Origin of the sequence: Flavobacterium potami (assembly GCF_020026915.1) — a bacterium.
Taxonomy (GTDB): domain Bacteria; phylum Bacteroidota; class Bacteroidia; order Flavobacteriales; family Flavobacteriaceae; genus Flavobacterium; species Flavobacterium potami.
The window spans coordinates 318,755-338,926 of sequence record NZ_JAINUY010000001.1; the positions used below are offsets into that span (position 1 = coordinate 318,755).

General features: G+C 32.5%; 22 protein-coding genes. 11 read left to right on the forward strand and 11 right to left on the reverse strand.

Features of this window, described 5'->3' with window-relative positions:
- Positions 1-32: 32 nt before the first annotated feature.
- Positions 33-179, forward strand: coding sequence for a hypothetical protein (locus K6T82_RS01420; RefSeq protein WP_223704238.1), 147 nt, complete (start codon positions 33-35; stop codon positions 177-179).
- Positions 180-324: 145 nt separating this feature from the next.
- Entirely contained in the window at positions 325-498 is a 174-nt protein-coding gene (locus K6T82_RS01425) for a hypothetical protein (RefSeq protein WP_223704239.1), read from the forward strand.
- Between the two features lie 206 nt (positions 499-704).
- Here K6T82_RS01425 and K6T82_RS01430 read toward each other — a convergent pair whose 3' ends face one another.
- A complete protein-coding gene (locus K6T82_RS01430; protein ID WP_223704240.1) occupies positions 705-3,191 on the reverse strand; it encodes a TonB-dependent receptor in 2,487 nt (828 codons plus the stop codon).
- A gap of 94 nt (positions 3,192-3,285) precedes the next feature.
- On the reverse strand, positions 3,286-3,630 hold the full coding sequence (gene arsC, locus K6T82_RS01435) for an arsenate reductase (glutaredoxin) (protein ID WP_223704241.1): 345 nt from the start codon (positions 3,628-3,630) through the stop codon (positions 3,286-3,288).
- A 117-nt stretch (positions 3,631-3,747) separates the two neighbouring features.
- Here arsC and K6T82_RS01440 point away from each other — a divergent pair, with 117 nt between their 5' ends.
- Entirely contained in the window at positions 3,748-4,701 is a 954-nt protein-coding gene (locus K6T82_RS01440; protein WP_223704242.1) for a CPBP family intramembrane glutamic endopeptidase, read from the forward strand.
- Entirely contained in the window at positions 4,682-5,725 is a 1,044-nt protein-coding gene (locus K6T82_RS01445) for an AMP-binding protein (RefSeq protein ID WP_223704243.1), read from the forward strand. The genes K6T82_RS01440 and K6T82_RS01445 overlap by 20 nt, the downstream gene beginning before the upstream one ends.
- A gap of 167 nt (positions 5,726-5,892) precedes the next feature.
- On the opposite strand, the gene K6T82_RS01450 is transcribed toward K6T82_RS01445, so the two are convergent.
- The 3 genes from K6T82_RS01450 to K6T82_RS01460 all read right to left on the reverse strand — a co-directional run bounded on the left by K6T82_RS01450 (position 5,893) and on the right by K6T82_RS01460 (position 10,648).
- Positions 5,893-7,107 carry an RsmB/NOP family class I SAM-dependent RNA methyltransferase gene (locus K6T82_RS01450; protein ID WP_091491852.1) on the reverse strand — a complete coding sequence of 405 codons (1,215 nt, stop codon included), beginning with the start codon at positions 7,105-7,107 and terminating at the stop codon, positions 5,893-5,895.
- Positions 7,108-7,243: 136 nt separating this feature from the next.
- Entirely contained in the window at positions 7,244-9,223 is a 1,980-nt protein-coding gene (locus K6T82_RS01455) for a KUP/HAK/KT family potassium transporter (RefSeq protein ID WP_223704244.1), read from the reverse strand.
- Positions 9,224-9,352: 129 nt separating this feature from the next.
- Positions 9,353-10,648, reverse strand: a complete 1,296-nt coding sequence (locus tag K6T82_RS01460) for a hypothetical protein (RefSeq protein ID WP_223704245.1) — start codon at positions 10,646-10,648, stop codon at positions 9,353-9,355.
- Positions 10,649-10,896: 248 nt separating this feature from the next.
- Here K6T82_RS01460 and K6T82_RS01465 point away from each other — a divergent pair, with 248 nt between their 5' ends.
- The gene (locus tag K6T82_RS01465; RefSeq protein WP_223704246.1) at positions 10,897-11,640 is read left to right on the forward strand and encodes a WD40/YVTN/BNR-like repeat-containing protein; all 744 of its coding nucleotides are present in this window, start codon (positions 10,897-10,899) and stop codon (positions 11,638-11,640) included.
- A gap of 56 nt (positions 11,641-11,696) precedes the next feature.
- Positions 11,697-11,915 carry a beta propeller repeat protein gene (locus K6T82_RS01470; RefSeq protein WP_223704247.1) on the forward strand — a complete coding sequence of 73 codons (219 nt, stop codon included), beginning with the start codon at positions 11,697-11,699 and terminating at the stop codon, positions 11,913-11,915.
- A 72-nt stretch (positions 11,916-11,987) separates the two neighbouring features.
- Here the strand turns inward: K6T82_RS01470 and K6T82_RS01475 are convergent, their stop codons facing one another.
- From K6T82_RS01475 to K6T82_RS01490, 4 genes are all read right to left on the reverse strand, one after another.
- The gene (locus K6T82_RS01475; RefSeq protein WP_223704248.1) at positions 11,988-12,446 is read right to left on the reverse strand and encodes a sensor of ECF-type sigma factor; all 459 of its coding nucleotides are present in this window, start codon (positions 12,444-12,446) and stop codon (positions 11,988-11,990) included.
- 28 nt (positions 12,447-12,474) lie between these two features.
- The gene (locus K6T82_RS01480; RefSeq protein ID WP_223704249.1) at positions 12,475-12,894 is read right to left on the reverse strand and encodes a hypothetical protein; all 420 of its coding nucleotides are present in this window, start codon (positions 12,892-12,894) and stop codon (positions 12,475-12,477) included.
- A 33-nt stretch (positions 12,895-12,927) separates the two neighbouring features.
- The gene (locus K6T82_RS01485; RefSeq protein WP_223704250.1) at positions 12,928-13,470 is read right to left on the reverse strand and encodes an RNA polymerase sigma factor; all 543 of its coding nucleotides are present in this window, start codon (positions 13,468-13,470) and stop codon (positions 12,928-12,930) included.
- A gap of 72 nt (positions 13,471-13,542) precedes the next feature.
- Entirely contained in the window at positions 13,543-14,748 is a 1,206-nt protein-coding gene (locus K6T82_RS01490; RefSeq protein WP_223704251.1) for an SRPBCC family protein, read from the reverse strand.
- 456 nt (positions 14,749-15,204) lie between these two features.
- On the opposite strand from K6T82_RS01490, the gene K6T82_RS01500 reads away from it, so the two are divergent.
- Positions 15,205-15,585, forward strand: a complete 381-nt coding sequence (locus tag K6T82_RS01500; protein ID WP_223704252.1) for a pyrophosphohydrolase domain-containing protein — start codon at positions 15,205-15,207, stop codon at positions 15,583-15,585.
- A gap of 179 nt (positions 15,586-15,764) precedes the next feature.
- Here K6T82_RS01500 and K6T82_RS01505 read toward each other — a convergent pair whose 3' ends face one another.
- On the reverse strand, positions 15,765-16,835 hold the full coding sequence (locus K6T82_RS01505; protein ID WP_223704253.1) for a branched-chain amino acid aminotransferase: 1,071 nt from the start codon (positions 16,833-16,835) through the stop codon (positions 15,765-15,767).
- 307 nt (positions 16,836-17,142) lie between these two features.
- Between K6T82_RS01505 and mnmC2 the strand changes: the two genes are divergently transcribed.
- Complete coding sequence (gene mnmC2, locus K6T82_RS01510; protein ID WP_223704254.1) at positions 17,143-17,805, forward strand: tRNA (5-methylaminomethyl-2-thiouridine)(34)-methyltransferase MnmC2; 663 nt, start codon at positions 17,143-17,145, stop codon at positions 17,803-17,805.
- A gap of 168 nt (positions 17,806-17,973) precedes the next feature.
- Positions 17,974-18,171 (forward strand): hypothetical protein, encoded by a 198-nt coding sequence (locus K6T82_RS01515; protein WP_184160761.1) that lies wholly within the window; start codon positions 17,974-17,976, stop codon positions 18,169-18,171.
- A 29-nt stretch (positions 18,172-18,200) separates the two neighbouring features.
- Here K6T82_RS01515 and K6T82_RS01520 read toward each other — a convergent pair whose 3' ends face one another.
- Positions 18,201-19,145, reverse strand: a complete 945-nt coding sequence (locus K6T82_RS01520; protein WP_223704255.1) for a LysR substrate-binding domain-containing protein — start codon at positions 19,143-19,145, stop codon at positions 18,201-18,203.
- 106 nt (positions 19,146-19,251) lie between these two features.
- Here K6T82_RS01520 and K6T82_RS01525 point away from each other — a divergent pair, with 106 nt between their 5' ends.
- Together K6T82_RS01525 and K6T82_RS01530 are read left to right on the forward strand one after the other, a co-directional pair.
- On the forward strand, positions 19,252-19,731 hold the full coding sequence (locus K6T82_RS01525) for a Dps family protein (RefSeq protein ID WP_111288607.1): 480 nt from the start codon (positions 19,252-19,254) through the stop codon (positions 19,729-19,731).
- 121 nt (positions 19,732-19,852) lie between these two features.
- Complete coding sequence (locus K6T82_RS01530) at positions 19,853-20,134, forward strand: hypothetical protein (RefSeq protein ID WP_223704256.1); 282 nt, start codon at positions 19,853-19,855, stop codon at positions 20,132-20,134.
- Positions 20,135-20,172 lie beyond the last annotated feature (38 nt).

Sequence of the window (20,172 nt, forward strand, 5' to 3'; positions counted from 1 at the left end):
TCGTAAAATGTAATTAAGAACTTCTTTTGAAAATGAGTCTCTTAGCCCTGATGGGAGCGGCATCTCCCGATTTAGAAAAACAAGGCTTTTTAGCCGTAGTTTTTGTTTATCGGGAATACAGCGGACAGCAGGAAATAGCTCCTGAAAATTATTTCAATTTGTCTGAGCTCTTTATTTAAAAGGAATTCAAGTCCTAAAAAAGCTTATTTAAAATGAGTATAAATATACGTATAAATGTTATTTAACGAAAATTGATTTAGATTTTATTGCTGAAAAAAAATATATAGCCTACATTTGTCGTAACATTCAAAAATTCCGGAAAACATGTTTGAATTTTCACAGTACTTAGGCTTTTTACTTTTCTTAACCATTCTTACTATAGGATTTTGGTTAATGTTTTTCTTGGTTGGTTTCGTATCTTTTTGGGTTACAGGAGCAAGCTGGGAAATGTTCAAAGAAAAGAGAGCTAAAAGAAGACAAGAAGAACAATCTATTTAATTTTAGATTGATGTCATAAGAAAAGAACCCTTTGGGTTCTTTTTTTTTGTGCAAAAAAAAGAAATTTCAAATTCAAATTTCAAAATTTTAAAAGATTTAAACTTTTGACAAAGTTGTGTAATAAAGAATAGGCATAAAAAGAAAAATTCCAAATCCCAATTGTAAAGTTGGAATTTGGAATTTTTGATATTGGAATTTAAAAGATTTTATCCTGGGAAATCTCCACCTTCTCCACCACCTTCATTGTTTCGAGGGGCATTTTTATCTCTTTCACCTTTTGGTTTATTGAAACGATAAGTGAATGATAAGTTGAATTGACGCTTACGCCATTGAAATTCGCTATAAGAATTTACATTATCTAAATAAGTGTAAGATCTCATTATTCTAGAATTGAAAACGTCGCTAATGTTGAAAGCAATTGTTGCTTTGTCTTTCAATATATCTTTACTAAAAGCAGTATTCATTCCGAATTGACCTAAATTTTTACCTTGAGCCGTTTTTTGCTCGCCATTGTACACGGCTGTCAATTGCCAGTCAATTTTGTATGGTAAAGTCACTTTCGAGTTTATTCTTGCAAACCAAGAATTTGCCTGATTGTCTAAGTTTTGAACAATCTCATTTCCTTGTGTGTCTGTATAACTGTGTTCTCCAGTTGTTTTTACATTGTAAAAGTTGAAGTTACTGTTTACTTTCCACCATTTGAAAGGAGTGTAGTTGAATGTAAATTCGAAACCAAATTTTTGTTCTCTTCCTAAGTTAATAGGAGAACTTTTGATTACTGGCGTACCATCAACTACTTCACCTGGTGCTGGAGTAACTACTTCACCGTCTGGTGTTACTACGTCACCAGTAGGAGATCTTACAAAACTGAAAACGTCTTTTGTATTTTCAAAATAAGCAGAAGTGTTAAAAGTTACTTTGTCCCATCTTTTGATATATCCGATATCATATTTATCTGTTAAAGAAGGATCTAGGTCTGGATTTCCTTGAAAGATGTTAATGTTACTCGCGTAGTTTACAGCTGGGTTCATGAAACGACCTCTTGGTCGTGATAAACGTTTACTGTAGCTTGCAGAGAAATTACTTTGATCTGAGATTTCATAACTAACAAAAGCACTTGGAAACAAGTTGTTGTATTTTTTTGTGTTGAAATCGCTGTTGTCTAATAAGTTAACTTGAATGTTAGTATCTTCCCATCTTAAACCAAATAAATAAGAGAATTTGTTTGCCTTGAAACCATACTGCGTATAAAGTGCATTAATGTTCTCTTTGTATTCTAATGTGTTTGATAAATTTGGATTTGGAACTGTACCATTTGTAACATCGTAAACGTTATTCAAATCTCCAAAACTTCCTTTATAACCTGCTTCAAATTGGCTTCCTTTTCCTAAAGGCAATACATAATCTGCCTGAAATAAAACCTGTTTCTGAATTTGATCGTTTAAAGTTGTGTCAAAGTTTGGTGAATCTGTAATAGTGCTGTTACTGTCATCTGTATTTCTTGAAATAGAAAAATCTGCAGTAAGCTTATGCCCTTTGTCGTTGAAATTTTTGATTAAATTGGATGTAAATTCAACGTTTTCGGTACCAGTATTCGCATTGTTTAAACGGTAAGTTGTTCCTGTAAAATTACGGGCAGCATCATAATTATAGTAATTGATCAAATCTCGGTCGTCACCAGTATTTTTTTGGTAGTTAATGGCGTTTGTCCAGAATGTTGTTGGGGTAATTGTCCATTCAACTCCGGCTCTTCCATTAAATCCGTTTCTGATACGTTTGGTATCACGAGTTTCATCAAGGAAATTTTTCGTAGTTCCGTCTGCGTTTAAATACTCGGAATTGGTCTTACCAGCTCCCTCAGTTGTTCTGTAATTGTATCCGGCTGTTGTGAAGTAGTTTAGTTTTTCTGTTTTGTAATTCACATTGGCACTAAGACCATAAGTTTCTGGTAAACCTGTTGAAGCAATCAAAGTTCCGTTAAAGCCTTGATTTTTACCTTTTTTTAGAACAATATTAATAATTCCAGAACCTCCTTCAGCATCATAACGTGCAGATGGGTTTGTAATAACTTCTACTTTATCAATAGCATCAGCAGGTAGTTGTCTTAAAGCTTCGGCCATATTAATGGCTTGCGAAGGTCTTCCGTCAATCAAAATACGAATGTTGTCGCTACCTCTTAAACTTACATTTCCTTCTGTATCAACAGAAACTGAAGGAACATTATCTAGAACATCGCTTACACTTCCACCTTTTACGATCATGTCCTGACCAACGTTGTAAACCTTTTTGTCTAATTTTATTTCGACAGTCGATTTTTCAGCACGAACCACAACTTCATTCAGCTGAGCAGCATCTTCAGATAAATTTACAACACCTAAATTGGTATCGCCCTGAATACTTTTTTGTTTGATTTCAGTTGATTTAAAAGAGATAAATTCAACTTTTATATCATAAGTTCCTGGTGCAACAGCAACTTCAAATTCTCCTTTTGGATTTGTAATACCGCCTGCGATAACTTTAGTGTCATTTGGAGCGGTAATAGAAATAGTAGCATATTCCAAAGGTTGTTTGCTTACTTTTTCTAAAACTTTTCCGGTGACTTTTACCTTGTTACCGCCAGGTCCTTGTTGTGAGTAATTGTAAAAACTTGTAAACAAGAATACAAGCAGTACGGCAAATTTGATTTTTTTCATTTTCTGGTTTTTTCTTTAATCTCTTTAGACGGCAAATTTAGTTTTTGGTTTAAAGAGAGAAATCACAAAAAAATGTTAATGAGGTATTTTAGAATCAATCTAAAAAAGAAGCAACAAGATCTGGATCTCTTCCAATAATGGCTTTTCCGTCTTTTACAACGATTGGTCTCTCTATTAAAATTGGATTTTCGACCATTGCCTTGATGATTTGTTCATCACTTAAAGTTTTTCCTTTAAAGTTTTCAATCCAAATTTTTTCTTTGATTCTGATCAATTGAATTGGCTCAATGTTAAGTTGCTTCAATATTGTTTTTAATTCTTCGGCAGTCGGAGTTTCTGTTAAATACGGAATAATTTCAAATTCTTGATTCGTTTGTTCGATAAAAGCAAGACAATTTCTTGATTTTCCGCATCTCGGATTATGATAAATTTGTATCATTTTGTTATATTTAAGGGTTCAAATATTTGTAAGGTAAAAAAGAGGTAATTTTACAAAACCAAAAGTAAGATTTACTTATGGAATTCGAATTCTCATTTTAGTTTAAATTTTAAATTTATGTTTTTAGAACAAGGAATTAACCCTGAAAATAAATTTTGGAAATATCTCTTAGGCTCAGCCTTTATTATAGCAGCTTCTTTTGTTGGGCAAATTCCACTTACTGCGGCAGTATTTTATAAAACTTTTTTTGAAGGAAAGGCTTTGCCAACAACAGATAGTGATTTCATGAAAATGTTCGAGTCGAATGTGACACTTTTTTTGGTTATGACTTCGTTTATTTTTGCATTTGCTGGAATTTATTTTGTTGTAAAATATATTCACAATCAAACACTATTGTCCATTACCACATCAAGACCAAAAGTAGATTGGAAAAGAATTTGGTTTTCTTTCTTTTTGTGGACTTTTATTTCTTTGTTAAGTTTTTCAATTGTATATCTAAATGATCCTGAAAAGTTTGTTTTAAGCTTTAAATTAGTACCGTTTTTAATTTTGGTTGTTTTAGGGATCGTTTTAATTCCGATACAGACCAGCACTGAGGAATATGTTTTTAGAGGTTATTTAATGCAGGGATTTGCAAATTTGTCCAGAAACAGATGGTTTCCGCTTTTGATGACATCGCTTGTTTTTGGATCGATGCACTGGTTTAATCCTGAAGTGGTAAAAATGGGAAATATAGTGATGATTTATTATATAGGAACAGGTTTGTTCTTAGGGATTATCACTTTGATGGATGAAGGAATGGAGCTTGCACTTGGTTTTCACGCAGCAAATAATCTTGTAGGTGCACTTTTGGTTACATCAGATTGGACAGTTTTTCAGACGCATTCTATATTTAGAGATCTTTCAGAACCATCAGCAGGAATCGATGTGATTTTGCCGGTTGTAGTCATTTACCCGATTTTGCTTTTCGTTTTTAGTAAAAAATATGGTTGGACGAATTGGAAAGAAAAGTTAACAGGAAATATTAATATTGAAGAAATAAATCAAGATCATGCAAAACTTAACTCATAATAATGTACATAATTATTTTAGGCTAAATGGTTATCATTTGAATGCAAAAGATTTATGTCGTGCGTCCTATAGTTATGTGAAAGAGGGAGATGCTTACGAGCAAGCAATCGGAGAATTCTTTTTAGATTGGTTTGATAAAAAGGAGTATATCCAAATGACGACTTCGGGAACGACAGGTTTGCCAAAAGTGGTTCGATTAGAAAAAAAAGCGATGATTCAATCAGCTTTGGCAACGGGTGATTTTTTTGATTTAAAGCCAGGAGACAAAGCGTTGTTATGTCTTCCAACTCAATTTATTGCTGGAAAGATGATGCTGGTGCGTAGTTTAATTTTAGGACTAGAGTTGGACATAGTTCCTCCAAGCTTGCATCCGTTAGATTTAAATACAACTACATACGATTTTGTTGCAATGGTGCCACTTCAGGTTCAAAATTCAATTAACGGACTTTCAAAAGTTCGCAAATTGATTATTGGAGGTGCTAAAATGGATTCTTCTTTAGAGGAAAAACTTTTACCACTTAAAACTAAAATCTATGAAACGTACGGAATGACAGAAACCATAACACACGTTGCGGCGAAACGCTTGGGCGATTCTGTCTTTTCAATTCTGCCAAATGTCAAAATTTCGCAGGATGATCGTCAATGTTTGGTAATAAATGTTTCCACAATTTCTGATAAGCCTATTGTAACAAATGATTTGGTAGAATTGATAAACGAAGAGCAATTTATCTTTTTAGGAAGAATTGATAATGTGATCAATAGTGGAGGAGTGAAGTTAATTCCAGAACAAATTGAAGCGAAGTTAATAGGGAAGATAAACAATAGGTTTTTTGTAACCGGACTTCCTGATGCTACTTTAGGAGAGAAATTAGTGTTGGTTATTGAAGGAGAAAAACAAGAATTTCCCTCAGATTTCTTTGATGTGTTAGGAAAATATGAAAGACCAAAAGAGATAGTTTTTGTTTCTAAATTTAAAGAAAATGAAAACGGAAAGTTACTTCGTAAGCCAACCCTTCAGGAGTAAAATTCCAATACTGTATGTTTTGAACTTTGTCAAAGTTTAAAACTTTGACAAAGTTGGACTAAAAATAAAATCCCAAATTTCAATAACTAATTGAAATTTGGGATTTTGAATATTAAGTAATTCCAAGATTTGGAATTTGGAATTTCAGTATTGGAATTTTATTGAATTTATTTTTTTCTTTCCAAAAGCGCCATATAGAATCCGTCAAAACCAGATTCTGAAGCTAGCATTTTACGATCTTCAATAAAAGTAAACTGTTTTCCGATTTCTGTTTTTAAGAATTTCTCTACTTGCTCTTGGTTTTCTGATGGTAAAACCGAACAAGTTGCATAAACTAATTTACCGCCTGGTTTTACAATTTTAGAATAGCTTTCTAAAACCTCGCTCTGAACTTTACGAATATTATCAATAAATTCAGGCTGTAATTTCCATTTAGAATCAGGATTTCTTTTTAAAACTCCTAATCCACTACAAGGAGCGTCAATTAAAACACGATCTGCTTTTTCGTGCAATTTTTTGATCACTTTTGTACTGTCAATAATTCTGTACTCGATATTAAAAGCTCCGTTTCTTTTGGCTCTTAATTTTAGTTGTTTCAATTTGCTTTCGTACAAATCCATTGCAATCAATTGTCCTTTATTTTCCATTAAAGAAGCCATATGCAATGTTTTTCCGCCCGCTCCAGCGCAAGTATCTACGACACGCATTCCAGGTTTTACATCTAGAAATCCTGCAACTAATTGCGAGTTGGCATCTTGAACTTCAAATAAACCTTGTTTAAAAGCATCTGTTAAAAATACGTTAGCTCTTTCTTTTAAAACAAGAGCTTCTGGCTGGTCTTTTAAATATTCTGTTTCAATATTTAAATCCATTAAAGTATTTCTAAGACTTTCTTTGGTTCCTTTTAAAGTGTTTGTTCTAAGAATAACTTTAGCTGGCTGATTTTGAGCAGCAATTTCTTTTGCCCAAACTTTTTCACCCAATTCTTTTACCCCTAATTCGTCCATCCAATCTGGAATAGATTCTTTAAGTGCTCTATTTTTAGATAATTCGTCAAAACGACCTTTTATTTTTCTTTCTGGAGTTCCTTCCAATTGTCTCCAGTCAGGAATCGGATAACCACGTAAAACTGCCCAAACAGCAAACATTCTCCATAAGTTATCTCTATCGTACGGTTCTTTAACTTCTGCAATTTCAGCATATAATCGTTTCCAACGAACGATTTCGTATATCGTTTCAGCAACAAACTTCCTGTCAGAACTTCCCCAACGTTTGTCTTTTTTTAATGCTCTGGCTACCACTTTATCGGCATATTCTCCTTCATTGAAAATCGCATTCAAAGAGTCAATGGTAGTATAAACTAAATTTCTGTGTAATCTCATTTCTATTATTTGAGTTGCAAAGGTACTATTAATTGATTGAAAGTTAAATTTTTAATACTGAATCTTAATGAGACTCCTATTAAAAGAAAAAAACACTCTAATTCAGAGTGTTTTTGTTGGAAATATTTTTTAGCAATTATTCTTTAGAAACAATACGCGTTAATCCAATATTTTCTGGAGCATGAAGCACCATTGGGAATTTCTCAACTTTAACAGAGCTACTGTCTAGACCAAAAGCTCTTTCTTCAGACAAACTCAATTTTTTGATGAAGAAATAAGAATTCATGATAATATTTTCATGCCATCTTAAATCATTGTCATTAGATAAGAATTTCTCGGACAATACAAATTTGAAATCTCCAATAATATTGTTTTTGTTTAAAGATTCGTAACGGCTTGTAATATCTACTTCACCACGTTTTACCATGTCTTTGATAACTTCTCTAAACATCAAATTGATTTTGGTTGGCTCTCTAAAACCTAGATTGAAATCGATTCTATAAATATCATCTTTAGCAATTTCGGTTACTTTATATTGTGTTTTATAAGGTTCTGTCAAAATATTAACGTGAACAAACCAATAAATATCAGCTCTTTTTGGACGTTTTTGAAGAATAGAATAAATAATTTTTTCTTCCAGTTCATCAACACGGTTTGCATTAGTCATATAAACTAAATGCGTTGCATATTTCGGGATGGATAAATCCTGGCTCAACTCTACTAAAACTTGTTTGTAATCATCAATTTTAACCACTTTCGTGTAGTTTTTGTTGATTTTTTTAGCCAAATACCAAATAGTCATTACAGAAATAAGCAAGCTGGCAATGATTAAAGTTACATAACCACCTTCTGCAAATTTGGTAATATTAGCAAATAAGAAACTGAACTCAATTAAAAGATAAATCGTGATTAAAGGTACCATGAAGTACAACTTAACACGTTTCATAATTAAGTAGTAGTTTAATAAAATCGTCGTCATGATCATGCACAAAATAATGGCAAGACCATAAGCATGTTCCATATTTCCTGATTTTTCAAAGTGCAACACGATTCCAACACAACCAAAAAATAATAACCAGTTGATTGACGGAATATACAATTGACCTTTTACTTCTGTTGGATATTTAATTTTTACTTTAGGCCAGAAATTCAGACGCATTGCTTCATTTATTAAAGTAAACGAACCGGAAATAAGTGCCTGAGAAGCAATTACTGCTGCTAAAGTTGCTACAACAATTCCGAATGGTAAGAACCAATGCGGCATAATCAAATAGAAAGGATTTCCATTTTCTCCACCTAATTGCTGTAAAGTACTTCCTTCATGATGAATTAAATAAGCAGCTTGTCCAAAATAGTTTAATACTAAAGTAGTTTTTACAAACATCCAGCTAATTCTGATGTTTTTTCGGCCACAGTGTCCCATGTCTGAATATAAGGCTTCTGCTCCGGTTGTACATAAAAATACAAATCCAAGAACAAAGAAACCATCAGGATGTATAGATAATAAGTGGTAAGCGTAATACGGATTAATAGCTTTAATAACCTCTGGATAATTAAGGACTTGAATTGTACCTAATGTTCCCAGCATGGCAAACCAAATCAACATCATTGGTGCAAAGAACTTACCAACAAGTTTAGTTCCAAATTGTTGAATTGTAAATAGAATGAATAAGATGGTAATTACAATGTAAACAATAGTTTGTGTTTGCATTGTCGGATAGAATGCCCTAATTCCTTCTACTGCAGATGAAATAGAGATAGGAGGGGTTATAATTCCGTCAGCGAGCAAGGCGCTTCCTCCAATTATGGCGGGAACAATCAGCCATTGAATTTTTGTTTTCTTGACTAATGCATAAAGTGCGAAAATTCCTCCTTCACCATGGTTGTCTGCACTTAAAGTTATAAGTACATATTTAATCGTAGTTTGTAATGTCAAAGTCCAAAACACACAAGAAATACCCCCTAAAACAATATCGGCATTAATAGTGTGATCGCCCAAAATTGCTTTCATTACGTACAAAGGAGAGGTTCCAATATCTCCGTAAATAATCCCTAAAGTAATCAATAAACCCCCAATAGACAACTTACTATGTAAGTTTTTATGCGATGCGCTCATGTATATTTTTATAAAAGACGGTTGCAAATTTACTGTTTTAAAACAAATTAGCAGCTATTAAAACTAAAAAGATAAAAAAAAGCACAATCGTTAAATTGTGCTTCTTCTATTTGTAAATTTTTAATAAAATTATCCTCTTCTGCCGCCGCCTCCGCCGCCTCTTGAATTAGAACCGCTTTCTCGTTGAGATTGGCCACCACCTCTGGATTCTTGGCTCACTCTAGATGTTTCCTGGCTAGCTCTCGGTGCCTCTGAACGCTGTTGAGTTTGCTGTGGTCTTGCAGAATATTCTCTGCTAGAGTTTCCTGAAGATCTGTTCTCAGAATAACCTCTTGAGCTTTCAGTTCTTTGTGGTGCCATTTCACGATTGGTACTCGCTCTCGGGCTGCTTACAGTATTGTTGTTTCTAGATTCAAATCTCTGAGTGTTTTCAGTTCTCTGAGTGTTATTTGATCTTGTTGGATAATCTCTATTTGCAGTTTGCCTGCTAGAATTTGTATTTTCTGTTCTATTAGTCGAATAAGATCTGTTTGTGTTTGAATTACTTCTGTCAGTAGAAGTTCTGTAAGTGTTGGAATTTCTATTTTCCGCATAAGTTCTATTCGATGTTCTATTATCAGAAGAAACAGGTCTTGATGTACTAGTTCTATTAGTACTGTAATTCCTGTTAGATTCTCTACTTGCAACACGTCTTTGGTCCAATTCATATCTATTAGAAGTGTTAGCGTGTCTTTCTGCAAAACTATAATTAGGACGCATTCTTTCGTAACCGTAAGTACGTCTTGTTTCATAGATAGCAGGAGCTCTGTAACTTCTTCTTACATTCACGTAGTTGTAGCTATTATGAACATTAATACACACATTTACATTATTTCTGTATCTGTAAACAGGATATGGTGCCCATGCTGTGTAATAAGTTGGGTAATAACCCCAATACCAAGTTGAATAATATGGTCTGTAATTAGTAACCCAGAATGAAGAATAAATAACAGGAACCACACTATATACTGGCTCATAAATATAGTTTGAACCATATAAGTAGGTATTTCCAACAACCTGAACGCTTACTTTGTTGTAATTGTCTCTTTCAACGTCAATGGTAGCAATATCCTGATAAACATCACGGTCCAAAACGGCTTGGATAATTACAACGTGTGTTCTGTTTTCAACACTTTCGATAACACGAAGATAATCTACTTCATCGTCACCATTTAAGTCAAGATTTGATATTTGATATTTTGGATCATTCAGACGTCTTTCAAAATCCTGAAGATTGGCTGATTCTCCAAAAATAGAAGCAACAGCTCGTAAATCTAAGTTGTCACTTATATCTGAGTTTTTTGCATAAACAGTAGCTCCAGCTTGTGCTTGACAAGAGCTGATTGCTAATGCAAATAGGGCTAGTAAAAGTATTTTCGCTTTCATGATAAAATCATATTGAAGATTAATATTGTGTAATATCCAATTACTGTGCCATAAAAATTTTAGAGAATCTCCAATGTTATTAAAGGTCCGATTTTGCTGGATTAAATTGTTTTTACTGCTTAAAAGAAATGAATAATTTATTATAAGAATATAGGTTAAATTTTAGAATTAATTGTATTTTAGCAACGTCCCCAAATATTATCCATATGAAAAAAGTTATACTGTTTTTTTGCATATTTATCCTATTTATGTCTTTTAAGACCACGTCTTTTGTTACTAATGCAGAGTTTGCAGGTGGTTTTACATCTATGCAGATTGATACCTTGTTTAAAGATAGAATTAGTATAAGGGCAATTGTTATTGATAAAAACAAGGTTTGGTATGGAGCAGACAATTCTCGTTTTGGATATTACGATTTAGATAAAAATGAAAAATTTGAAGATCATATTTATAGAGATACTTTAAATTTAGAATTTAGAAGTATAGCTCAAACTTCTAAAGATGTTTTTCTTTTAAGTGTGGGAAATCCGGCGTTATTATATGCCGTTTCTAAAAAAACACAGAAAGTGAGATTGGTTTATAAAGAAATTAATCCAAAGGTTTTTTATGATAGTATGCAGTTTTGGAATGACAAAGAAGGAATTGCAATTGGTGATCCTACTGAAGATACATTTTCTATCATTGTAACTCGTGATGGTGGTGAAACCTGGACCAAACTGCTTTCAGATAAATTGCCTACCAACTCTCTTGGCGAAGCGGCTTTTGCAGCAAGTAATACCAATATAGTGATAAAAGGAAATGATACCTGGCTGGTTTCAGGAGGAAAGAAAGCTCGTGTTTTTTATTCTCCAGACAAAGCAAAAACATGGAAAGTGATAGAAACTCCAATTGTTCAAGGAAAACAAATGACCGGTATTTTTACAGCCGATTTCTATGATTCTAAACATGGTTTTATAGCGGGTGGCGATTATGATTATCCAGAAAAAAAGTAGATAACAAAGCTTTCACAGCAGATGGAGGCTTAACTTGGCAATTAATTGGTCAAAACATGGGATTTGGTTATGCTTCTTGCGTACAATATGTTCCGGGCGGAAATGGTAAAGAAATTATGTGCGTAGGATCTGAGGGAATTCAGTATTCTCAAAACGGCGGCGAAAACTGGATGCAGCTTTCTACAGACCCAAGACTTTTTACAATCCGTTTTTTAAATAGAAATACTGCGATTGCTGCAGGATATAATAAAGTGCTTCGACTTCATTTTAAATAAAATAGTAAAACCCCTAAATAATAAAGTAAGTATTATTATATAGGGGCTTTACCGCTGTTGTTTCGTTAAAGTTTAATCTTTGTTGGCTTTGTCGCGATATTGTTGCAATAACTTTCGATTAAAGTCGTCTTCGGATTTTTTAAGCAATAATATTTTCTTTGCAGAAAGTACTTTTTTTAAGTTATTCATGAATTTTTCACGAAGCTGATATATTTCTTTGTCTGTACTTTCGATTTGAGATAATAATGTTGCTGCTTCTTTGTCTGAAAGATTTTTAAGATTATCATCTTTTAATTTTTTTACATACGTTTTCATTTTTAAATACTTTAATTCGTATTGTTTGTCATCGTACGCATTATAAATTGGCCAAAATTTTTCAGCTTCAGTTGAAGTTAATTCTAATTCCGTCGTTAAAAATGAAACTTTAAAAGCTTTGATTTTTTCGCGCTTCTCATCAATTTTTCCATTTTGTGCAAAAATTGAAAAACTTGTCAGAAATAGCAGGAGTGGTAAAATGTTTCTTATTTTCATTGTTAAGTTAAGTTGAGTTAAGTTTGATTTAATTTTGTTCTGAAATTAAGTGTTCTATGTTTGAACTTGTAGCTAAAATATCTTCCAAAGTTTCGTCTTCTAAAGTAACATCGTTACCTAATTTTTCGATATCACTGTCGTCTAATTTTTGAATTAAATCGTATTGACTTATATTAGAATGATAAGAAAGGTATGTTTCTAAAGTAGCTTCGTCAAGATCGTTTGAATTAGCCCTATAATTATTTACAATCGGTATTAATAATGCAAAACCAATTATCGCGGCGGCCGCAAGCGAAATTGTTTTTTTACGTTTGTAAAAAGGAATTACTTTAACTTCTTTTTCGTTTATTTGCTGTAAAACCTTTTCGGAAAAATCATCAAAATAATTTTCCGGAGTCTTAAACCCGGATTTTATTTTTGGTTCGTTTTCTAATTTAAATGTTTTCATAATACTTATAAGATAGTTTTAGTTACAAAAGGTTTAATTGGATGTAACATATAATTCAATTTTTTTTACTGCATGATGATAAGACGCTTTCAATGCGCCAACAGAAGTTCCTAAAATTTCTGCTATTTCTTCATATTTCAATTCTTCAAAATATTTCATTTTAAAAACCAATTGTTGTTTTTCAGGTAATGTAACAATTGCTTTTTGAAGTTTGATCTGGATGTCGTCTCCGTCAAAATAAAGATCAGCTTTTAAGTTGTCAATTGTTTTATTCTGAAGGTCTTCAGATGAAATACCGCTTAATTTTGCTTTTTTTGATAAAAAAGTCAAAGCCTCATTTGTGGCAATGCGATACATCCACGAAAAAAGTTTGCTTTCGCCTTTAAAGTTTTTAAGATGCTGAAAGACTTTTACAAAAGTATTCTGCAAGACATCATCAGTATCATCATGATTCAAAACAATATTTCGAATATGAGAATACAAAGGTCGTTGATAATCAGACAGGAGTTTTTGAAACGCTACGTTTTGCGTTTCGGGGTTTAATAATTGTTTTATAAAATCTCTCTCGTCGATCAAACTTCTTGTGTTTTAAACCTTCTTTAAAAGTTAGACTAAATTTAAAACAAAAGGTTTAATCAATCTAAAAAATTAAAATTCAGACTCTTCTTCTTTTGCAGGAGCAGGAGTTGGCGCAACAGGAGCCGGTTTCTTTTTAACAGGTTCTTTTTTGGGCTCTGGACGAGGCTGCTCACTTGAAGTTTCATTTTGAACTTCTTCTTGAGTGCTATTTGTTGTTTGTGGTGTATAAGTAGGCTCAGTAGCAACAGGTACCACTTTTGGTTTTATCGGAAAGTAAATTTCTGTAACAAGTTTAGATGATCCTTTTACATCTAATTTACTTAAAGTCCAGATTTCAAGATGTGACCAGCTAAAATCTGGAATCATTTTCTGATTGTTGATGTAGGCCGTTGTTTTGGCAATGGCTTCATCTCTATGAGAATAATCTCCGTTAAGCGTAGTTTTAACTGCATCAAAGCCATTTAGTTTTCCAGACAAAATATCGCTTCCAGAACTAATAGAGATTTCTTTATTGATTGGTAAACAAATCGAAATCTTTGCTAAGCCTGTTTTGGTATCGTAAGTGTGATAGATGATAAATGGTTTTCCGTTTGCTGATAATCCATTGGTTTCGCTAAAGTGAATCAATTTTGGAATTACGATTCTAGCATTCTTGTTCACTTTTGCAATTTCACTGGTAAATGTCTGACGGATATATGGAGTTTCCTCTTTTTTAACTACACCGTCAACTTTAACTGCATAAGTTTTGGTTTCGTAATCTAAGTTTTTATCAATGTTGGCTAAGCTTTTTTCGTATATAGTTCCAATAACTTTGTCGGCTCCTCCGTGCAGGGAAGTGTAGATTTTAAACAAAAAGCTCATTGTTCCTTTTCCTTTCCAGGTAACTTTTGTTTTTCCGTTTAGTGTATCTTTTAAAACCCAGTTAACATCGGCTTCAGTACCATCATATTGCATTTTTTGGTCAATGCTTTCGCCATCTTTTGTTTTAAGTGTAACGGCATTTCCTTTTCCATCAGCTCCATCCCAATAAAAAGAAGCGCCATTTCCGCTTGTTTTATTGGCATACGTCATTTTTATAGTAGGATCTTCAACCGACCATGATTCAAAATCTTCATAATTTCTAAAGTCATTAAGATAGTTGTAAACTGTCGAACGAGGCGAATTGATTACTTTACTTCTTTCTACAGAAAAATTTCCTTTTTGAGTGGCAACAAACACAGTTAAAGCAACAAAGCTTAATAACGCAAAAAGAAATAAATACTTAAGAATTTTCATTGGTAGATTGTTTGGTTCGTAAAGTTATAAATTTTATCGTCAGTCTTACTAATAACCAATAATTATTAGGTTTTATTTTATAAGGATTGATTTTTTGTGTAAAAAAGGACTTTTAAAACGGCAAGAAAATTATCTTTTAAAGAATATCTTAATCAAAAACAAAATGGCAATAAAAAGTAGAAAAACAAGAAGCACTTTGTAATTTCCTTTATAAAAGATTTTATGAAGTGCTAAATCTTTTCGATAAGCGAAAATCATTATGATTACAAACGCAATAAAAAAACACACTCCAAATAGTATTTGTCCTTGACTAAACATAGTTTTTAAAATTATTTTTGACAAATTTAGAGAATTGTATACGATTTGTTGCTAGTTTGGCTTTTCATTTCATTCAATAAATTTTCGGAATTACCTTAAAGTGACTTATATTAGCAAAAAAAAAAGGAAATTATATATATGAAAAAACAACTCGACGCCGTAACAGAATTTCATACTGCTTTTAAAATTGGCCATAAATCAACTCCAGTTGCCGATGTAGGAGCAGAGAAAAAATTACTTCGTTATAATTTAATGAAAGAAGAAAACGAAGAATATTATGAAGCGGTTCAGAATAATGATTTAGTTGAAATTGCAGATGCTCTTGGTGATATGATGTATATTTTGTGCGGTACAATTATCGAACACGGACTTCAGGACAAGATTGAAGCAGTTTTTGATGAAATTCAACGCAGTAATATGAGTAAATTAGGAGAAGATGGACAACCAATTTACCGTGAAGATGGAAAAGTAATGAAAGGCCCTAATTACTTTAAGCCTGATTTTTCTAAATTATTCTAGAATAGATATTAAAAACACATAGAAACAAAGTTCTTAGGAATTCTAAAGAGGCGTTTCACTTGCATTAATGCACATAGCTATGTGTTTAAAAATTTTAAGATTATAATTTAAATTAAAAACAAAATAAAAAACCCGATAAAACTAAATTTATCGGGTTTCTCTTTTTATATGGTTTTGGATTATTGAACTTTAACTGTCCATCCGTAAGTGTCTTCAGAAAGTTTGTTTTGAAGACTTGTCAATTTTTCTTTTAAGAAAGAAGCATAAGAATTTTCGATTGGTGCCATTTCGTAGTATTCATCTTTATAAGAGAATCCTTTGATAACGCTGATAACCGCTGCAGTTCCTGCTCCGAAGATTTCTTTCAAAGATCCGTTTTTAGCTGCTTCAACCAATTCTGAAACAATTACTGGACGAACTTCTACATTTAATCCTTCTTTTTCAGCCATTGCGATTAAACTTTTTCTGGTAACACCATCTAAAATTCTTTCGCTTGTTGGAGCTGTCAATAATGTATCATTAATTCTGAAGAAAACGTTCATTGTTCCGGCTTCTTCTAATTTTGTATGTGTTGCATCATCAGTCCAGATAACTTGTTGGAAACCGTCTTTGTTTGCCAAGTTAGTTGGGTAAAATTGAGCAGCGTAGTTTCCAGCAGCTTTTGCGGCACCGATTCCACCATTTGCAGCTCTACTGAAATGTTCAGCAATGATAACTTTTACTTCGCCTCCATAATATGCTTTTGCAGGAGAAAGTAAAATCATAAATTTATATTCGTCAGATGGATTTGCGATAACTCCAGGACCTGTAGCAATCATAAAAGGACGAATGTACATACTTGCACCATTTCCTCTTTGAATCCATTCTTGATCAATTTTTAATAATTCATTTAAACCATCCATGAAAATGTCTTCTGGAACTTCTGGCATTGCCATACGAACAGCAGAATTGTTAAAACGTTTGTAGTTTTCATCAGGTCTAAACAACCAAACATCATTGTTCTCGTCTTTGTAAGCTTTCATTCCTTCAAAAATAGCTTGACCATAATGAAAGACTTTTGATGATGGATCCATTAAAATCGGAGCATAAGGCTTAATGACAGGATTTTGCCATTGTCCGTCTTTATAATCACATTCAAATAAATGGTCTGTAAATACAGCACCAAAACTTAAGTTTTCAAAGTCTACAGAGCTTATCTTAGACGAATCAGCTTTTCTGATTTCAATTTTGCTTGTTTGAGTTGTACTCATAGTTATGTAAGTTTTTTGTGAGATATCCTTCGTTTTAAGAATTTTAAAACGATGATATCGTGTAATATGGAATTTATTGAATGCAAAATTACGTAAAAATATGTAAAAAGCTTAGTGAAAATTCATTATTTACTGCTTTTGACTGAGATTTATTTATCCTATAATAAACTCAAATATTTAATTGATTTTTATAAAGAATTTATGAAAAAACTGTCGATTTTTAAGGCTTTACGCATTAGTTTTGATTAATTTTGGATATTAAAATGGCTTGAAAATCAATAAAAAGCCATTGTAAATTTCGGAAAAAGTGAAAAGAGAAATAATAAAAACGCTAGATGGCTCAACAACAATTCGTTTGCCAGAATGGGACGAATGTTACCATTCTAAACACGGAGCAATTCAGGAAGCAAAACATGTATTTATAAAAAATGGACTTTCCTTGTTTGAAAAACCAATCAGTATATTAGAGATCGGTTTTGGAACAGGGCTGAATGCTTTTATTACTTTTTTGGAAGCCATTCGGAAAAATCAGAAGATTGATTATGTTGGGGTAGAAGCATATCCAGTCGATGCGACAGAAATCTTAGAGATGAATTATGCAGAAGAATTGGAAGCATTGGAATTTCATAACATTTTTGAAAAAATGCATAAATCAGAATGGAACCAAAAAGGAGAAATTTGCGACCAGTTCTCGTTAACCAAAAGGAAACAATTTTTTGATGAAATCGACGATTTTGAAATTTTTGATTTGATTTACTTTGATGCCTTCGGATACAGGGTGCAACCGGAGCTTTGGAGTACGGAAATTTTTCAGAAAATGTACAATAGCTTAAAGCCTAATGGAGTCTTAGTAACTTATGCCGCACGTGGTGTTGTAAAAAGAAGCATGATTGCTGTAGGATTTACCGTCGAAAAATTAGCGGGGCCTCCTGGGAAACGAGAAATGTTCAGAGCCTTTAAAAACGTTTAAGAATGAGTTGTTTAGAATGATTCTATATTGATTTATGTGTTTTAAGAAAACGTATTCGTTGCTAAAGTTTTTAAAATAATAAGTTAAAAAAAGTATTTATGTTAGTTATTTGTTTAAATTTGGCTCGAGTTTAAAAAAATAGATCACCCCCGAAAATCTTATTTTATTATGTCAAAAATGATGTTTGATTACACGAAATCAATACTTGAAAGAGTAAGTTTCGATCCGATACTTTTCTGCAAAGAGTTAGAAAAAGCTATCAAAACACTGTTACCTTACGAAATGGAACAATTACAAGAGTGGTTATTAAGTTTTGTAATCGAAAAACCAGAATTGAAACAAAGTCTACTACTGATTAAAGTATAAAAAAAGGAGCCAAATTGGCTCCTTTTTTATTATGCTTTCTTTTGAAGCGGACTTATGATTTGAACATTCTGAAAAACAATTGCTCCTTTTACAACGCCAGCAATTGTAGATCTGATTGCGTCAATGATTTGCATTTTTAATTCGCTCTTTGGGTAAATCAAACTTACCTCGCGGGCAGGTTTTGGTTCCTTAAAGTTTCGAAGTTTCAGTTTATCGGATTCTTTTAAGTCTAAGGTGTGCAAGTACGGAAGTAATGTTGTACCCAAACCTTCGTCGGCTAATTTAATCAGGGTCTCAAAACTACCGCTTTGGATCTGGAAATTAGTTTGGTCGGCATCTGAAACACTTTTACATAGATTTAAAATCCCATCTCTAAAACAATGTCCGTCTTGTAAAAGTAAGATTTCATTCAAATTTAAATCGGCAACTTCTATTTCCTCTTTTCCAAAACTGGCATGATGTTCTGGAATGTAAGCCACAAACGGTTCAAAATACAAAACGATTTCTTTGATTTTTTCGTCTTCAAGTGGAGTTGCTGCAATTGCGGCATCCAAATGTCCGTTTTTTAATTTTAGAATAATTTCTTCGGTATTCAGCTCTTCAATTAAAAGCTTAACTTTTGGATATTTTTTGATGAAATTATTCAAAAACATTGGAAGTAGAGTTGGCATAATGGTTGGAATTATTCCCAAACGAAATTCTCCTCCAATAAAACCTTTTTGCTGTTCTACAATATCTCTAATACGATCGGCTTCGTTTACGATATTTTTTGCCTGATTTACTATTTTCTGACCAATATCAGTAAGCTGGATCGGTTTTTTACTTCTGTCGAAAATTAAAATGTTAAGTTCTTCTTCGATTTTTTGTATTTGCATGCTTAAAGTTGGCTGAGTTACAAAGCATTTTTCAGCTGCAAGAGTGAAATTTTTATGCTCAGCAACCGCTAACACATATTGTAATTGAGTTATAGTCATGTTGATAGTAATTTGTGATGCAAAAATAAGAAAATATAATTTTTATTTATGTTTATTTTATAAAAGTTACTTTAATTTTGTAGTAAATTAGTGTAAAAAATAGATTATGAAGACAAATATTTTAGGATTACCTGTAAAAGAATCAGAATTATTAGTAAAAGAATTAAATGTGCTTTTGTCAAACTTTCAAGTGTATTATCAAAATTTGAGAGGAATTCACTGGAACATTCGTGGAAAACGTTTTTTTGATTTACATGTGAAATTCGAAGAATTATATACAGATGCGCAACTAAAAATAGATATGATAGCCGAAAGGGTTTTGACGATCGGAGGAACTCCTTTACATACTTTTGAAGATTATATCAAAAACAATAAATTAACTGTCGGAAAGAATATTTCGAATGATGAAAAAGCGGTTCAGCTGATTGTTCATTCTTTGTCAGATTTATTAAAAATTGAAAGAGAAATATTAAACAAATCGGACGAAATTAACGATGAGGGTACAAATTCTATGATGAGCGATTTCATTTCAGAACAAGAAAAAACCATCTGGATGATGAATGCTTGGTTAGAAGAAACACTTTAAAGAATTGTTTTTTAAAGAATTATAAGCAGAATGGAATGAAAATTGCATTCTGCTTTTTTGTTTATGTTAAATTTCTATAAAATCTCTTTGTTTTTGTTTGTTTAACGCTATTTTTGTTTTAATGAAATTTGTAGCCCGCATATTATTATTTATATTCATTGCCTTCTTATCGACTCCAACAATTGTTCAGGCGTTAAAGAAAGGGAATGGCACGGCTGTATCTTTTAGCATCGCTGAAGAGGAAGTACATAAAGAACTTAAAAATGTAGTTCATCCAGCAATTCTCGAACATGAAGTTTTACTTCAGGTTTGTATCGAGAAGAAAACAATTATTTCTGAAAATATTGTCAAGTTAGATAATATTTCTCCAAGCATATTTGCTCCACCTCCCAATTTAGTATAATACTTCCGATTATTTTGATCTTTTAACCGCATTTCATT

Bases quoted from the DNA above. Each gene is read 5' to 3' on its own strand.
- K6T82_RS01420 (WP_223704238.1), top strand. From the start codon at position 33: ATGAGTCTCTTAGCCCTGATGGGAGCGGCATCTCCCGATTTAGAAAAA.
- K6T82_RS01425 (WP_223704239.1), top strand. From the start codon at position 325: ATGTTTGAATTTTCACAGTACTTAGGCTTTTTACTTTTCTTAACCATT.
- K6T82_RS01430 (WP_223704240.1), bottom strand. From the start codon at position 3,191: ATGAAAAAAATCAAATTTGCCGTACTGCTTGTATTCTTGTTTACAAGT.
- arsC (WP_223704241.1), bottom strand. From the start codon at position 3,630: ATGATACAAATTTATCATAATCCGAGATGCGGAAAATCAAGAAATTGT.
- K6T82_RS01440 (WP_223704242.1), top strand. From the start codon at position 3,748: ATGTTTTTAGAACAAGGAATTAACCCTGAAAATAAATTTTGGAAATAT.
- K6T82_RS01445 (WP_223704243.1), top strand. From the start codon at position 4,682: ATGCAAAACTTAACTCATAATAATGTACATAATTATTTTAGGCTAAAT.
- K6T82_RS01450 (WP_091491852.1), bottom strand. From the start codon at position 7,107: ATGAGATTACACAGAAATTTAGTTTATACTACCATTGACTCTTTGAAT.
- K6T82_RS01455 (WP_223704244.1), bottom strand. From the start codon at position 9,223: ATGAGCGCATCGCATAAAAACTTACATAGTAAGTTGTCTATTGGGGGT.
- K6T82_RS01460 (WP_223704245.1), bottom strand. From the start codon at position 10,648: ATGAAAGCGAAAATACTTTTACTAGCCCTATTTGCATTAGCAATCAGC.
- K6T82_RS01465 (WP_223704246.1), top strand. From the start codon at position 10,897: ATGTCTTTTAAGACCACGTCTTTTGTTACTAATGCAGAGTTTGCAGGT.
- K6T82_RS01470 (WP_223704247.1), top strand. From the start codon at position 11,697: ATGGGATTTGGTTATGCTTCTTGCGTACAATATGTTCCGGGCGGAAAT.
- K6T82_RS01475 (WP_223704248.1), bottom strand. From the start codon at position 12,446: ATGAAAATAAGAAACATTTTACCACTCCTGCTATTTCTGACAAGTTTT.
- K6T82_RS01480 (WP_223704249.1), bottom strand. From the start codon at position 12,894: ATGAAAACATTTAAATTAGAAAACGAACCAAAAATAAAATCCGGGTTT.
- K6T82_RS01490 (WP_223704251.1), bottom strand. From the start codon at position 14,748: ATGAAAATTCTTAAGTATTTATTTCTTTTTGCGTTATTAAGCTTTGTT.
- K6T82_RS01500 (WP_223704252.1), top strand. From the start codon at position 15,205: ATGAAAAAACAACTCGACGCCGTAACAGAATTTCATACTGCTTTTAAA.
- K6T82_RS01505 (WP_223704253.1), bottom strand. From the start codon at position 16,835: ATGAGTACAACTCAAACAAGCAAAATTGAAATCAGAAAAGCTGATTCG.
- K6T82_RS01515 (WP_184160761.1), top strand. From the start codon at position 17,974: ATGTCAAAAATGATGTTTGATTACACGAAATCAATACTTGAAAGAGTA.
- K6T82_RS01520 (WP_223704255.1), bottom strand. From the start codon at position 19,145: ATGACTATAACTCAATTACAATATGTGTTAGCGGTTGCTGAGCATAAA.
- K6T82_RS01525 (WP_111288607.1), top strand. From the start codon at position 19,252: ATGAAGACAAATATTTTAGGATTACCTGTAAAAGAATCAGAATTATTA.
- K6T82_RS01530 (WP_223704256.1), top strand. From the start codon at position 19,853: ATGAAATTTGTAGCCCGCATATTATTATTTATATTCATTGCCTTCTTA.